Below are 15,441 nucleotides of genomic sequence, written 5' to 3'. Positions count from 1 at the left end.
AAGGATTGCCCACCATGGTGGAGAGAACGCCCAACGGTGTGGCGGCGGTGGAGGACAGCTATACGTTCCAGGTGGATCTGCGGGGGATCGTCGACTTACTCTCCCACCACCTGTATTCCAGCCCTCGGGTGTATCTGCGCGAGTTATTGCAGAACGCGGTCGACGCCGTCACCGCGCGGGCGCAGCGAGATCGGTTGGCGCCTACCGCGATTCGGATCGTCATCGATGCGGCCGGGCTGCGGATCAGTGACCCGGGGGTGGGGCTGACCGAGGCGGATGTGCACCGGTTCCTGGCGACCATCGGCCGCTCGTCGAAGCGGGACGACATCGAGGGGGCGCGGCGGGAATTTCTCGGGCAGTTCGGTATCGGTCTGCTGGCCTGCTTCACCGTGGCCGAGCGGATCCGCGTGGTCACCCGCTCCGCCGACGATCCGGCGGCCGCGCCGGTCGAATGGCTGGCCGCCGCGGACGGCACCTACTCAGTGCGTCTGCTGGAGCCGGAGGAGTACCCAGAGCCCGGCACCACGGTGCAGCTGACCCCTCGGATCGGCGCGGAGTCGTGGTTCGGGCCGCGCCGGGTGATCGAACTCGCCCGCGAATACGGCTCATTGCTGCCGTACGCGGTGACGGTCGAATCCGACGGTCTGATCGTGCCGGTCACCGACGGCCCGCCCGTGTGGCACCGCGACTATCCCTCCGCTCTGGAACGCCGCGAGGCGCTGCTCGAATTCGGTGAGCGCACACTGGGATTCGATCCGCTCGACGTCATCGACCTGGACGCGGAACTGGCCGGCGTGAGCGGGGTCGCGTATGTGCTTGCCCAGCCCGGCAATCCGGCGGAGAGCAGCGCGCACCGGGTGTACCTGAAGGGCATGCTGCTCGGCGACGCCGTGCGCGGGCTGCTGCCGGACTGGGCGTTCTTCGTGCGCTGCGTGATCGACACGGACTCGTTGCGGCCGACCGCCTCGCGCGAGGGGCTCTACGAGGACGAGCGGCTCGCCATCATCCGCGAGGTGCTCGGTGACCGAGTTCGCGACTGGCTCACCGAGATCGCCGCCGAGCAGCCGCAGCGACTGGCCGCGTTCCTCGCCGTGCACTCGCTCGGGGTGAAGGCGATGTCCACGCATTCGCCCGAGCTGTTCCGGATCATGCTGCCGCACTTGAACTTCGAGACCACCGACGGTCGGGTGTCGCTGACCGAGTTCGCGCGTAAGCATCCGGTCATCCGGGTGACCTCGTCGGTCGAAGAGTTCCGTCAGGTGGCGTCGACCGCGGCGGCGCAGGGGATCGGGATCGTCAACGGCGGCTACGCCTACGACCGGGAACTGGTCGCGTCGCTGCCGCAGCTGATGCCCGGTGTCGAGGTGATCGATCTCGACACCGACACCATCACGGCCGCACTGGATCCGGTCGACCCGGCCGAGGAACTGGCGTTGACGCCGGTGCTGTCCATTGCCCGTGCGGTGCTGGATCCGTTGTCCTGTGACGTGATCGTGCGCGCGTTCCACCCGGTGTCCGTGCCCGCGCTGTATCTGGACGGACGCGGCGCGCGCAACGAACGCACCAGGGCGGAAACCGCACTCGGTGCCAGCGAACTCTGGACCGAGATCCTCGGCGCGCTCGACGCCGCGGCGCCGCGCGCTCAGCTCGTGCTGAACTACCACAGCCCGGTCGTGCGCAGGCTCACCCGCATCGGCGACCCGGCCTTCCTGAAGACGGCCGTCGAATCGCTCTACGGACAGGCCCTTCTGATGACCCACCGCCCGCTGCGCGCCGCCGACACCGCGCTGCTCAATCGCGCCTTCGGCGAATTCCTCAGCTGGGCAACGCAGCGTGCCGCGGGCACCGGCGAAGAGACGGAGTGAACGTGGACACCGCCGAGATCAATCAGGCGTTGGCGCAGGTCTATTCGTTGCCGCACGGACGAGTGCGCGTCGAACGGCTGGAACTGCTCGCCGCCGCGGCGAAGTCGGAGTCCGACCGGCATCTGGAAGGCCGGGTGCTGCTGGAGCTGGCCGAGGCGTATACCTATGCGAGCGAACGTGACCTGGCGCCGGTCGCCTACGGCCGGCTGCTGCGGATCTACGACGAACACCCGGCCGAACTCGGGTCGCTGACGAATTCGGTGCACTGGTATCTCAAGTGGATGACCTGGGGGTTGATCGACAATCCCGCGATACCGGTGCCGACCGTCTACCGCTGGTTCGACGAGCTCGAAAGCCGCTACCGGCAGCGGGGTTACAGCCTGCGGCCGGTGCTCGCGCTGCGAGGTGAGTTGGCGCGGAAGCTGGGGGACGTGGCAGAGGGGGCGCGGTTGCACGAAGCGGCGCAGGCCGCTGCGCGCGACGAGATGTCGGACTGCGACGCGTGTGAGCGCAACGAATGGGGAACCGGCAGAGCGGCTTTGGGGGATGACGCCGGCGCGCTCGCGCACTGGCAGGCCGTTATCGATGGTGACCGCGCCTGCGCGGAAGAGCCGCATCGGGTCCTCGGTCAAGCGCTGCTTCCATTGACGCGCACCGGTCGGATCGCCGACGCACGCAGCGCGCACCTGACCGGATACCCGCTGGTCCGGCACAACGACAGCCTGCGGCCGACGGTGGCGTTGCACATCGAGTTCTGCGCGCTGACCGGCAATGAGGGGCGAGGACTCGAGATCCTGTCCGAACACGCACGCTGGCTGACCGACCCGGGCGCGGACGCCGCCGCCCGCCTTGCGTTCCTCACCGGTGTCTGCGTGCTGTTGCGCAGACTGGTGACACTCGGCCTCGGCTACGTACAGGTATCCGGCGGAACCGTCGATTCCCTACTGGCAGAACTCGATACGGAAATCGCCGGGCTGTGCACGCGATACGACCTCCGCAACGGAAACTCCGCGGTCAGCACGCTCGTCGCCACCCGACTCGCGAGGCAGCCACTGCTGGAACGTCTTCCGCTCGGCCTGCGCAGCCGACTGCCGGAAGGGAAATGCAGGGGAGTAGATGCGGTCACAGCGAGCAGTGCCGTTGTTACGGGTGGACTTGCTCGTTCTGTAGACACGATTTCCGCGGACGGCGTGCCTCGCCCTGAGGGCGGTGCCGCTTCAGCCGGTGGTCTGCTCGAAGGCGACGCTGGTCATGCTCCATCCGATTCTGCTGCATATGCCGGTGATGAGCTCCCGGCAAGCGATATCGGTCCGGAAGGCGGTGGCGATGCGGCGTCGGCCGGTGGACTTGCTCCTCCTACGGGACGTGCGGGCGGTGGCGAAACCCTTGCCGCCGATGGTGGGTCTTCTACGGGCGTGAGCACTTCAAGCGGCGGTCCTGCCCCGACCGGCAGCGTCAGCGTTGAGGGTGGTGCCGAACCCCGGGGTGCGACGCTTGCGGGTGGCTCGGATGGCGGCCTTGTTCTCGCGGGGTCCGTCGGCGGGGGTGATGTGATCTCGAGGGGTGGTTTCGTGCTTGCGGGTGGCGCAGAGCCGGAAAGTACCGCGATTCAGAGTGGTCGGGAGCGTTCGGTGAGTACAGGTCGTCTGGGCGGCGTCGGTTCAACAGGTGGCGTCGCTGTGGCGGGTCAGCCGGGCGGTGCGGTGCTCACCAGCGGTGTTGCCCGACCGGCGGCTGCGTTCCCCGAGGAATGGCCCGATGGCACCGCCTCCGACGATGAACGTCTGGCGGAGGTGCAGCGGCTGGCCGAGGTCGGCGCCGCCCGGCTGGCGGATGCGCCGGAGCAGGCGGAGGCTCGGCTGCGGGAAGCGTTGACGGTCGGGGCCGGCATCTTGCCCGCGGAGCATCTGGCGCGGCTCAGTTCGCAGCTGGTCATCGCGATTTCCGGACAACCGGATCGAGAGCTCGATCTGGCCGACGCGGCGGTGCGTGCCGCGGCCAGGTGGGAAGGAGTGTCGGAGCCGGATCTGCTGCACCACACCGTGATCGCGGCCCGCGCGTTCCATCGCGGCCGGCGGCACGGCGAGGCGGCGGCACTGTTCGAAGAGGCGTTGGCGGCGGACGGAATTCCTTATCCTCCCGCTGAACTGTCTACCGTCCGTGCGCAATTCGGTGAATCACTGAACGCGCTGCACCGATACCACGACGCTGCCAGGCAGTTCGCCCAGGCGGCCCAGCTGATCGAGCACGATCCCGACCGTCGCCCGCTGCATGCCGAACTCGCCCTGTCGGCGGCCATCGCGCTCGAGCACTGCGATCAGGACGCGGTGGCGGTGGCGGCATATCAGCGGGCAGCCGAACTGTTCGGCGCGCTCGGAAACGTGGTGTCCCGTGCCCGCTGCGTACGGTCGGCCGCCTGGCTCCAGCTGTGGGCGCCGGACGTGGCGCCCGGACGTCCATGGCTCGGCGCGATGCAGTCGTTGATCACCGAATTGATCGACAGCGGTTCGCCGACCGCCGAGGTTTCCGAGGAACTCGCCCAGACCCGCCGGGAGCTGGGCGAGATGCTGGACGCGGAGGACGGGTACGGGCTGGCCGGGGAGTAGCCGGGCCACGGGCGTGCGCGGTCGAGCACGCCCGCGACCGCGGCCCGATCTGCCGACCACATCCCGGCTTGCCGCTCCTGGCCGCGCGAACCCGACCAGTTAAGCTCGGCACTCATGCAAGAGACAGGTCGGCGCGGCCGCAAACTGGGCGTGATGGGCGGCACCTTCGACCCCATCCACCACGGTCACCTGGTCGCCGCCAGCGAGGTCGCGAATCGGTTCGCGCTCGATGAAGTGATCTTCGTCCCTACCGGTCAGCCCTGGCAGAAGGCCGATAAACAGGTCAGTCCGGCGGAGGATCGCTACCTCATGACCGTGATCGCGACCGCCTCCAACCCCAGCTTCTCGGTCAGCCGCGCGGACATCGACCGGGAAAAGGTCACCTACACCGTCGACACGCTGCGGGAGATGCGCGACCGGCATCCGGACGCCGAGCTGTACTTCATCACCGGAGCGGATGCGCTGGCCAACATCCTGACATGGCAGGATTGGGCCGAACTGTTCGAACTGGCGAGGTTTGTCGGGGTGAGCCGTCCGGGGTACGAGCTGAATACCGATCATCTCGAGGAACATCTGCGCGATCTTCCGGCCGATGCGGTGACCATGGTCGAAATCCCGGCGCTGGCGATCTCGTCGAGCGAATGCCGTCGCCGCGCCGCCGAGAACCGGCCGGTGTGGTACCTCGTCCCCGATGGCGTGGTGCAGTACATATCCAAGCGGCACCTTTATGTGCCCGCAGGAGCGGAAGGTAGCTGAGTGAGCGAGCGTAGCGGGGGGCAGGCATGAGTGCGTCGGTAGAGGCAGTCGAGATGGCGCAGGTCGCGGCCCGGGCGGCCGATGAGAAGTTGGCGCTGGACGTGGTGGTGCTCGACGTGTCCGAGCAGTTGGTGATCACCGACTGCTTCGTGATCGCCTCGGCGCCGAACGAGCGCCAGGTCAACGCCATCGTCGACAACATCGAGGACAAGCTGCGCGACGCCGGGCACAAGCCGGTCCGGCGCGAGGGCACCCGGGAGGGCCGCTGGGCGCTGCTCGACTACGTCGACGTCGTGGTGCACGTCCAGCACAACGACGAGCGCAACTTCTATGCGCTGGAGCGGTTGTGGAAGGACTGCCCGGTCGTGCCGGTCGACGGCATCGGCGGGCCGGACGCGCGGGTCGCGGCGGTGAACGGCGACGCGGAGAGCGACGCCGAGTGAACGAGCGATTCATCGGCGAGCCGGGCACCGGAAAGGCGCGACCGTGAGCAAGTACGCCCACGTGCGCAACCTGATCCTGTTGCGCCACGGGCAGACCGAGTGGAATGCCGCCGACCGGATGCAGGGACAGATCGACACCGATCTCACCGAGCTCGGCCGTCGGCAGGCGAAAGAGGCCGCGCGCGAGCTGGTTTCGCGTAACGCGATCGCCATCATCTCCTCGGATCTGCGCCGAGCTTTCGAAACCGCCTCCGCCCTGGCCGATCACACGTCCCTCGAAGTGGTGCCCGATCCGCGGTTGCGCGAGACCGACCTCGGTGACTGGGAGGGGCTGACCCATCTCGAGGTCGACGCCGACTACCCCGGTGCGCGCCAGGCCTGGCGGCTCGACGCCACCTACCGGCCGCCCAACGGGGAGAGCAAACTCGAGGTCGGCGCGCGATCGCTGCCGGTGGTGCGGGAACTGCTCGTCGAGCGGCAGGACTGGCCCGGCCGGACTATCATCCTGGTGGCGCACGGCGGGCTGATCGCCGGCCTCACGGCCGCGCTGCTCGACCTGCCTCCAGCGAACTGGCCCGTCCTCGGCGGACTGGCCAACACCAGCTGGGTGCAGCTCAGCAGTCACGGTCCGAGCATCGACCAGCCCGGCTGGCGCCTTGACGTGTGGAACGCATCGGCGAAGGTGGCCCCGGATGTCCTCTGAAGATCCGATTCGGCAGGTGCCGGACGAGCTGTTCCGGAAGGCTTCGGCCAAACCGGAACGCTCCATCCCGGACGCGCTGTTCGGCCCGCCCCCGGTACCCCCGGTGGCGGAGCCCGAAACTGCTGAGTCGGGCTCGACGGAGGAAGAGGCGCCTGCCGAACCCGAGGGTTCCGTGCCTGCCAGTTCGGTCGACCCTCCTCCCGATGAATCGAGTGGTGTCACAGCTGGTTCCGTCGACGGTGTGGTCAGTCGCGGGGACGCGGATGTGATCGTTTCGGCTGATCCGGTTGCCGGGTCGGCCGAAGCCGTCGAATCCGCTGTCGGTGTTGGCTCTGTGTCGGCGGTGGGCGAATCCGCTGCTGCGGCGTCTGGTTCCGGTGGCGTTGAGCCCGCTGCCGCGGGTGAATCTGCCTCCGGCGCTTCGGCTTCCCGGCCGGTATTGCTGGTGATCGCGGATTCGTTGTCCTACTTCGGGCCCAAAGGCGGTTTGCCTGCGGATCATCCGCGAATCTGGCCGAACCTGGTTGGGGCCGAGCTGGATTGGGATGTCGAGCTGGTCGGGCGGATCGGCTGGACCTGTCGGGATGCCTACTGGGCGTTGATCGGTGATCCGCGGGTGTGGGCGGCGGTGCCGCGCGCCGGTGCAGTCGTGTTCGCGGTGGGCGGCATGGATTCGCTGCCCTCGCCGCTGCCGACCGCGCTGCGTGAGCTGATCCGCTACATCCGTCCGCCTGCTCTGCGCCGTGGCGTCCGCGCCACCTACACCTGGCTGCAGCCCAAACTGTCGAAACTCGGTCGCCCCGTGGCACTTCCGCCGAAGGTCAGCGTGGACTACCTGGAGCAGTCGCGGGAAGCGCTGGCGCACTTGCGTCCTGATCTGCCGTTCGTCGCGGTCCTGCCGTCCGTGCACAACTGCGACGCCTACGGGCGCGTGCATTCCGGACGGGAGCCCGCGGTGCAGGCGCTGCGCGCGTGGTCCGCGCGTACCTCGGTGCCGCTGGTCGATCTCGGTGAAGCCGTGCGCGACAACATCTTCTCCGGCGACGCGAACCCCGACGGCATCCACTGGGGCTGGGCCGGGCACACGGCCGTGGCCAATGCGATGGTGAAGACCCTGCAGGAGGTTCGGTAGTCCGTGGCCGTCGTGGTCGTGACAGATTCGTCCGCCAGCCTCCCTGCCGAACTCGCCACCGAGCTCGATATCGCCGTCGTACCCCTGCATGTCCTGATCGGTGACCGTGCGATCCGCGAAGGCGTCGATCCGGTCGACATTGATTACAGCTCCGACACGGTGACCACCTCGGCGTCATCGCCCGGTGAGCTACGCGCCGTCTACGAGGCGGCTTGGGCGCGCAGTGGTGGCGATGGTGTTGTCGCGGTGCATATTTCGCGTCAGCTGTCCGGTACCTGGGAAGCGGGCAGGCAGGCCGTTCGGGACATGGATGCCGCCGACCGAGTGCGTCTCGTGGATTCGCTCGGCGCGGGTCTCGCCACGGGGTTCCCGGTCTTGGCCGCCGCGCGCCGCGCGGCTTCCGGCGCATCCCTGGACGTCGTCTACGACACCGCGGTGGCCGCCTCCAGCCGGGCACGCACCTTTATTCTGGTGAACCGCACCGAACAACTCCGCCGCGGCGGCCGATTGAGCTCCGCCGCAGCCTTTTTCGGCAGCGATCTCGTCACCAAACCGCTACTCCACATCGTGGCGGGCCGCCTCGAACTCCGCGAAAAGGTCCGCACCCGCTCCAAAGCCTTCGCCAAACTCGTTGCCGCAGCGGTAGACGCGGCCGGCGAGGACGGCGCCGCCGTAGCCGTCCAGCACCTCGGCGCCGAAGAAGCCGCCCAGACCGTCGCCACCCAACTCCGCGACCTCATCCCCGGCATCCGCGAACTGATCGTCGCCGAATTCGGCCCCGCCCTAGGCGTCCACCTAGGCCTCGGCGCCGTAGGCGTTCTAGTCCTCCCCGGCGGCTGCGCATAACCCCGTCACGGGAGGCCTTTTCAACGCAACCCACCAGCACCCAGGTCCCCTCCAGCACACAATCTGGGCGTCGGGACGCGGTATGCGTATCCGGCGGAGACGTTGTGGGTGAATCCGGATGCGGTTGATCCGAGGTTCTGCCGTTGTCGAATTGCTTTGCCAAGGAACTGATCGATCAGCAGGTCGCGGAGTCGGATTGACGCAGGGTTCGGGCGCCGATGCGGACCGCGTCCCAGTCTGTACCGGGCTGACGCGCTTGCGCCTGGGTCAGCCAGTGCGCTCGATCCTTTTGCTCATGCAGCAATAGGTCGAGATCGATCTCGATACCGGTTGGGGGACCGGATGATTCGAATTCGCGAATCCTGTCGCTCATGGCGGACATCAGGGATTGATCGAATTCGATTACGGCCGTGCGGAATTCATCAGTGGGGACGCTTACTCTGCCGGTCGAGGGGCCGGTGAACTCGATTTCGCTCTCCGGATCTGCCGGGTAACGCCAAGCGACGGTGACGGAATCGGAGTCAGCGTCGATGGTTCGCCAGCACCGGATGTGCGGCCCGAACCACAGGTATCCGGTGTCGAGTGTGTGATCGCCGTACCAGGTCGACGCGGCGTCGACTTCGGGTGTGTCCGCCCATGACCAGTTCGTTGATTCGCTGCCGACGAAGTCGATCAGGTCGCCGGGCACCGGCTCCAGTACGCCGGGTAGCAACGTGAGTACGTCCTCCCAGAGACGAGCCACGTAGTACTCGACATAGCAGTCGTGCGGCAGCGCCTGGCGTCCGGCTTGAGTCCGGAGCAGGTCGGTGGTGCGCTCGGAAAAGCGCAGTAGCTCATGGTCGCCGAGATCGATGGAGTACCAACCCTCGGTGAGCGCGAACCAGTGCAGAGTCCGGTACTGATCTCCCCACGGTCCGACTCGGTCCAGCGGCGACAAGCCGAAGCGGAATCGGATCACCGGGCAAGTTTTGCACCTCGGCGTCCGCCACGCCCGACGATCGTTCTGCGCGCGTCGGCGAGTTGTCCACACCCGAACTGTTATCAACAGGCGAGTTGAATTGCCTGCTCGCCCGGGATCTTTCGGCGCGATCGGGGGCTAGCGTCGCCCTCATGTCACGACACGACGAACGTGAGCGGATTCAGCGACGGCTCGGCGCACTGACGAGCCGCGTCGGTGCCAGCCGGACCGGGATCGCGGCCGAGGCCGCGCGTCCCCTCGGTGGTCGCCGGGCGCAACTCGGTACGTTGCCCGCGCCGGGCGGATTCGGCCCATCGGCACGTAATCGGTGGAAAGAGAGCGGTATGCAGTCGGCGCACGCGCGGGCCTCGGTGGGTCTGATGCAGAGTGCGGGCCGGCGGTCGGCTGGTCTGGGTGGTGGCAGAGCTGCGGAGAATACGGGTTCCCCGCTACGGAATGGTTCCGTGAGGGCTGCCGCTCGGCGCTCGGGTGATTCGGACGTGAGTGCGGAGTTCTCCGGCAGCACTGCAGTACGGGTACGCGATGAGTTGCCGGTGGACGGCGAGTCCGAGGTGGACCACCAGCTGGATGGCGTGTCCGATGCGGACGAGCATTGGGGTGAAGCGAGTCTGGGAGGCCTGGCGTTCCCCCCGGGGACTGAATCGGCCGATGCCGGTGGTCTTTCCGCACGCGTGGGCCGGTGGGATCTCGCGGAGCTGCCGGCCGAGTCGGACGATGACGAGGACAGCGCCTTCGGTGAGGTGCGCTCACCCGGCTGGCTGGATGAACCCGATTCGGCTCGGGGATGGCGAAATCGCCTTGTGCCGGAGCGTTTTCAGGGCACTCGACTCGACCCGGGCCGGCGGGGTGTATGCACGCTGCTGGCGATCGGCGTGGTGGCGATGGTGATTGCCGCCGTCGTCATCTTTCATGAGCGACCCGTCGCCCGTCCGGTGCCGCCGGTGCCCGCAGTACGCACAACCACCGCTCCTGTCGTCGCACGCATGTCAGGTGCGGAACCGTCGGGTGCGGCCGGATCACCTGCGGCCACGCCGATCCCGGGCGAACCGAATACGGCGGCCGGCACCGAATTGGTCGTCAGCGTCGTCGGTTTGGTGCACCGCACCGGTCTGGTACGGCTGCCCGCCGGGTCACGGGTCGCCGATGCCCTCACCGCGGCAGGCGGTGCGCAGGACGGTGCCGACCTCGCCGGTCTCAACTTGGCCCAGCGACTGATCGATGGCGACCAGGTCCTCGTCGGCCCACCCGGCCCCAACCCGGGCCCGCCGAAACTCGGTAGCACCACGATCAACGCGGGCGGCCGCCCCGCCGCCGCACCCTCCGGATCCGCCCACCCGGCAACCCCTTCCGGCCGCGTCGATCTCAATACCGCAACCGAATCCGAGTTGGAAGCCCTCCCCGGCATCGGTCCCGTAATGGCCAAAGCCATCATCACCTGGCGCACCACGCACGGCCGCTTCACCGACGTAACCCAACTGGGTCAAGTAGAGGGCATCGGCCCCACCCGCCTCGCCCGGCTGCGCGAGCTGGTGAAGGTATGAGGCCGGCGGAGGCGCCGCACCCTCGGCAAGCGCCGAGCGGGCTCCAAGATCTGATCGATGCGGTGACGACGTGACTGCGCGCGGTCGGAACGCAGAGCGTGGGGCCGAACCGGGTATGCGAGGTGAGCGGGGCGGCGATATGACCGCACGATCGCACTCGCCGCGCAGGGAGTCCGCCTCGGCAGCCGGATCGCGGCGAGCCGGTGGCGGTGTAATCGCCTCTGGCCGAGATGATCTGCGGGATGGACTCGTCCCTCGCAGTGAGCGAGACCGCGATTTCCACGCGAGTGCGTGGAGGATCGAAGACGGCACCGGGAGTCGACGTCGCAGGGGTGTCATCGGGGCGAATGGGTCAGGCACCCGTGGCGAGAGTTCTGGCAATGCTGAGCTCGAGTGGGGTCGGCCGAATGAGGACCGTGGCGAACTCCATGTCGGCAGGCGTAGCGATGGGAGGTACACGCGTCGCCATAGTGCTGGATGGGATGGCGGTGGTGTCGTGGGTGATGTTGGTCGGAGGGCGGCGGGCCGGCTAAGGAGGACCAGGCGGGACGGCGATGGGGATTCGGCAGATGATGACGAGCCGGAGGTGCTCGACGCTCGGCTGTTGCCTGCGGCCGTTTGTTGTTGGGGGGCAACGATTGTCGCGGTGACGGCGGGGTGGGTGGCAGGTGTTTTGCTTGCGGTGGCGTTGGTTGTGGTGGCGATCGGGTTGTGGGTTTTGTTGTTGTACGGGATGGCGCACCAGGGGGAGCGGCGGCGGGTTGTTGCGGTGGTGGCGTTGGCCGCGGTGTTGTTGGCGGCGGGGTTCGCGGTGGCAGCGGCGTGGCGGGAGCATGGGGTGGACACGCATCCTCTGCGGAATGTGGCGGGGTTGTCGGTGCGAGTGGTGGTTACGCCCAATGGTGATCCGAAAGCAGTGCGCGGCAGTTCATTCGGGGGCAGTCGATGGGTGGTGCGAGGCAGTCTGGACGAGTACCAGCTCGGAGAGACGACGGTGCGGGCCGGTGGGGCGGTGGTTATTCTCGCGTCCGGTGATGCGTGGGCCGAGTTGGTTCCGGGACAGGCGGTCGAGTTTCAGGCTCGGGTGGATTTACCGGGGCGCCGCGATCTGACTGTGGTGATGTTGCGTGCGCAGGGTTCGCCGCAGACCGTCGGTGGGTTACCGTGGTGGCAGCGGGTAGCTCGTTCAGTGCGAACGGATTTCGCTACCGCGGCGTCCCGCGCGTTGCCCGCCGAGGCGGCCGGATTGTTGCCTGCGTTGGTCGACGGAGATACGTCCGCGCTGTCTGACGAACTTCGTGAGGAGTTCGAAATTGCCGGCCTGGAGCATCTTTGCGTGGTCAGCGGCGCCAATTTCACGATCCTGCTGGGCGCGGTGCTCTTGGTGGTGCGGTTGCTGACCCTCGGTCCGCGGGCCGGGGCATTGGTCGCGGCCGCGGCGTTGGTGATGTTCGTAATTATCGCGCGACCCGATCCGAGTGTGCTGCGGGCCGGGGCGATGGGCGCGATCACGTTGCTGGCGTTGGTGACTGGGCGTCGGAAACAGGCGCTGCCCGCACTGTGCGCGGCAATCATCGGCCTGCTCGCTGTGTGGCCGGCCCTCGCGGTTTCCGCCGGCTTCGCCTTATCGGCGTGCGCGACGGCCGGCTTGATTCTGCTGGCTCCGAGTTGGGCGGATTGGTTACGGGCGCGGGGTTGGCGGCGGGTGCCCGCCGAGATCTTTGCCGTGGCAGCAGGTGCTTTCGTGGTCACCACACCGCTCATGGTCGCCTTGGACGGGAAGGTCAACCTGGTTGCGATCGTCGCGAATGTATTGGTGGAGCCGGTTATCGCGCCGATCACGGTGATCGGCGCCGTCGGCGCGGTGCTGGCTTGCGTCTGGCTGCCGCTGGCCGTGCTCGTAGTGCGTTGTGCCGCACCGCCGATGTGGTGGTTGTTGTTCGTCGCCGAGCACGTGGCCGACGTGCCGGGTTCGTCGGTCGAGGTTCCTGGCGGACTGCTCGGCGGGGGGATCGCCTGCGTGATCGTCGCGGTGGGCATTCTAGTGTTGCGCTTCGCTGTAATACGCAGAGTGGTTCTGACTGTGGCGTTCGGTGTTGCGGCGGTGGTGATACCGGTCCGGATCTGGCATCCCGGCTGGCCGCCGGCCGGCTGGGTGCTGGCCGTCTGCGATGTTGGGCAAGGTGACGGGCTCGCCTTGTCGGTCGGGCCGGGAACCGCAGTGGTGATCGATGTCGGGCCGGAAGCGCGTCCGATGCGGAATTGCCTGGACCGCTTGCATATATCTCGCATCGCGCTGTTGGTGTTGACGCATCCGCACGCCGATCACATCGGAGGTATCAGTGGCGCACTGGACGGGCGTGCCGTTGCCGCGGTGGCAGTTGGACCGCATGAGCTCGAAGGATTGGCGCCGAGCGTAGGTACTACTTCGGTCGCCGAAGGAATGGGGTCGGCCGCACAGTCGGGTTCCGGCTCTACGGATGATCGTGAGCGCGAGACTGGATTACACAGTGACTGTGGATTCGTGGATGTATCGAGTTCCACTCAGGTGCACAATGATTCGCCCCAACGCAGGAGCGAGTCTGTGGCTGGAGGGTCAGGTTCAGCTGCTGGAGATATGGCCACGCGATGCCCGCCGGTCGGTGATTCATGTCAGCCGACTGGAGAGCGGTGCGCAATGCCGCAAGGGCGTCCCTCGTTGGGCGATTCGCAAGGTGCGGAGTTACGGCGTGGTGCGCGAGTTGAAGGATTGGCGCGGGTCCGCGAGTTAACGCAAGAAGCAGATATCCCGCTCTTGGCGCTGTCGGCCGGGCAAGTATTCCGTTTCGGCGCAGTCGAATTGGAGGTGATCGCACCGGAATCGGGCGGGTTGCGGCCCACTCCTGGTGCCGAGGCCGATGCGGCCAACGATCGTTCAATTGTCCTTGCCGCGAGCACACCTGTCGGTCGAGTCCTGTTGACCGGGGATATAGAGGCTCCCGCGCAACGGGCGTTGCTCGAGACCGGCGTATCGCTACGCGCGGACGTCCTGAAGCTCCCGCACCACGGATCGAGAACCACCACAACCGAATTCCTCGCGGCCGTGCGCCCGCGGTTGACCGTGATCAGCGTCGGTGCCGACAACACCTTCGGCCACCCGAATGCCGGAATCCTCACAGAATTATCCGCACTCGGTACCACCATTGCCCGTACTGACCAGCGCGGCGACGTGCTCGTGCTGGGAGACGAACGATCGCTACGCGTGGTGACCGCACGATGACGGCCTACCCAGGATCAGGAGCTGACCTGGCGTGTCGCCGACGCGGGCGGCCGGGTCCTGCGGGGTGCTCGGTGAACACGCGGAACCTGCGGTGCGGGTCTGTCGGTGGGGGACCGTAGGATCGCTGCCGTGACCGAGCCCAGCGAGCGTCAGCGAGTGGACCAACGACACGGCGTGCCTTCGCCGATGGCGGAGGCGAGCGTCGGCGAGGTGGCGTCATGAGCGAGCGGCCGGCGCTGCATCTGGTGCTGGGGGACGAGGAATTGCTGGTCGAGCGTGCGGTGGGAGAAGTCACCGCGCAGGTGCGGGCGCTCGCGCCGGATGCCGAGGCGGTGCCGATCGATCGGATGCGGGCGGGCGACGCGAGTACCGCGGAACTGGCCGAGTTGCTGAGTCCGTCGCTGTTCGCCGAAGACCGGGTGATCATCCTGGAGTCGGCGGCCGAGGCGGGCAAGGACGCGGTCGCGGTGATCACTGCCGCGGCAGGCGATCCGCCTGAGGGTGTCGTGCTTGTGGTGCTGCACTCGGGTGGCGGGCGAGCAAAGGCGTTGGTACCCGCATTGCAGAAGGCCGGTGCGGTGGTGCACGACTGCGCCAAGATCACCAAGTCGGCCGAGCGAGTGGAGTTCGTGCGCGGTGAGTTCCGCAACGCCGGAGTGCGCGTCGCGGGTGACGTCGTGCAGGCGATGCTGGAATCCGTCGGGTCCGATCTGCGCGAGCTGGCTGCGGCCTGCTCGCAGCTGGCCGCCGACACCGGCGGCAAGATCGACGTCGCCGCCGTCCATCGCTATTACTCGGGCAAAGCCGAGGTCACCGGTTTCGACGTGGCCGAGCTCGCCGTCGCCGGCGACCGCCCGGGCGCGATGGAAGCCCTGCGCTGGGCGAACGACCGTGGCGTCCCGCATGTGCTGCTCGCCGATGCCCTCGCCGACTCCGTGCACACCATCGCCCGCGTCGGTTCCGCGGGCCGCGGCGACCCGTTCAAGCTCGCCCAGCAACTCGGCATGCCTCCCTGGAAGGTCAAAAAGGCCCAGGCCCAGGCCCGCAGCTGGACCCCCACCACCATAGGCTCCGCCCTCCAAGTAGTCGCCGCTCTCAACGCCGACGTCAAGGGCGGCGCCGCCGACGCAAACTACGCCCTCGAACACGCCCTCACCCAAATCCTGGACCTACACTCCGCGGGCTGACCGCCGCCCAGCGCCTTTCGGCTGTCGTCTACGAGCTGACCGCCGCCCAGCGCCTTTCGGCTGTCGTCTACGAGTTGACCGCCGCCCGGCGCCTTTCGGCTGTCGTCTACGAGTCGACCGCCGC

Annotated in this window: 11 protein-coding genes; 10 read left to right on the top strand and 1 reads right to left on the bottom strand. The window is 67.7% G+C overall.

Annotated elements, in window-relative coordinates:
- The first annotated feature begins 14 nt into the window (after window positions 1-14).
- The 7 genes from ACFYO1_RS28035 (at window position 15) to ACFYO1_RS28005 (ending at window position 8,351) form a co-directional block, all read left to right on the top strand.
- The gene (locus tag ACFYO1_RS28035) at window positions 15-1,865 is read left to right on the top strand and encodes an HSP90 family protein (RefSeq protein WP_387236907.1); all 1,851 of its coding nucleotides are present in this window, start codon (window positions 15-17) and stop codon (window positions 1,863-1,865) included.
- On the top strand, window positions 1,862-4,471 hold the full coding sequence (locus ACFYO1_RS28030) for a hypothetical protein (RefSeq protein ID WP_387236904.1): 2,610 nt from the start codon (window positions 1,862-1,864) through the stop codon (window positions 4,469-4,471). Before ACFYO1_RS28035 ends, ACFYO1_RS28030 begins: the two co-directional genes overlap by 4 nt.
- A gap of 114 nt (window positions 4,472-4,585) precedes the next feature.
- Entirely contained in the window at window positions 4,586-5,227 is a 642-nt protein-coding gene (nadD, locus tag ACFYO1_RS28025) for a nicotinate-nucleotide adenylyltransferase (protein WP_150403063.1), read from the top strand.
- Window positions 5,228-5,253: 26 nt separating this feature from the next.
- Entirely contained in the window at window positions 5,254-5,670 is a 417-nt protein-coding gene (gene rsfS, locus ACFYO1_RS28020; RefSeq protein ID WP_387236902.1) for a ribosome silencing factor, read from the top strand.
- Between the two features lie 43 nt (window positions 5,671-5,713).
- Window positions 5,714-6,373, top strand: a complete 660-nt coding sequence (locus ACFYO1_RS28015) for a histidine phosphatase family protein (protein WP_387236900.1) — start codon at window positions 5,714-5,716, stop codon at window positions 6,371-6,373.
- A gap of 439 nt (window positions 6,374-6,812) precedes the next feature.
- On the top strand, window positions 6,813-7,505 hold the full coding sequence (gene octT / locus ACFYO1_RS28010) for a diglucosylglycerate octanoyltransferase (protein WP_387238623.1): 693 nt from the start codon (window positions 6,813-6,815) through the stop codon (window positions 7,503-7,505).
- Between the two features lie 3 nt (window positions 7,506-7,508).
- Window positions 7,509-8,351: a DegV family protein gene (locus ACFYO1_RS28005; protein WP_387236898.1), complete on the top strand. Its 843-nt coding sequence runs from the start codon at window positions 7,509-7,511 to the stop codon at window positions 8,349-8,351.
- A gap of 175 nt (window positions 8,352-8,526) precedes the next feature.
- Here the strand turns inward: ACFYO1_RS28005 and ACFYO1_RS28000 are convergent, their stop codons facing one another.
- Window positions 8,527-9,309, bottom strand: a complete 783-nt coding sequence (locus tag ACFYO1_RS28000; RefSeq protein WP_387236896.1) for a DUF5984 family protein — start codon at window positions 9,307-9,309, stop codon at window positions 8,527-8,529.
- Window positions 9,310-9,809: 500 nt separating this feature from the next.
- On the opposite strand from ACFYO1_RS28000, the gene ACFYO1_RS27995 reads away from it, so the two are divergent.
- The 3 genes from ACFYO1_RS27995 to holA all read left to right on the top strand — a co-directional run bounded on the left by ACFYO1_RS27995 (window position 9,810) and on the right by holA (window position 15,317).
- Window positions 9,810-10,871, top strand: coding sequence for a helix-hairpin-helix domain-containing protein (locus ACFYO1_RS27995; RefSeq protein WP_387236894.1), 1,062 nt, complete (start codon window positions 9,810-9,812; stop codon window positions 10,869-10,871).
- Between the two features lie 661 nt (window positions 10,872-11,532).
- Window positions 11,533-14,130 (top strand): ComEC/Rec2 family competence protein, encoded by a 2,598-nt coding sequence (locus tag ACFYO1_RS27990; RefSeq protein WP_387236892.1) that lies wholly within the window; start codon window positions 11,533-11,535, stop codon window positions 14,128-14,130.
- A 218-nt stretch (window positions 14,131-14,348) separates the two neighbouring features.
- Window positions 14,349-15,317 carry a DNA polymerase III subunit delta gene (gene holA / locus ACFYO1_RS27985; protein ID WP_387236890.1) on the top strand — a complete coding sequence of 323 codons (969 nt, stop codon included), beginning with the start codon at window positions 14,349-14,351 and terminating at the stop codon, window positions 15,315-15,317.
- Window positions 15,318-15,441: the final 124 nt, after the last annotated feature.

It is taken from the genome of Nocardia sp. NPDC006044 (genome assembly GCF_042871115.1).
Taxonomy (GTDB): domain Bacteria; phylum Actinomycetota; class Actinomycetes; order Mycobacteriales; family Mycobacteriaceae; genus Nocardia.
Note: the sequence above shows the minus strand (reverse complement) of the source record. Positions and strands in the feature narration are given on the sequence as shown.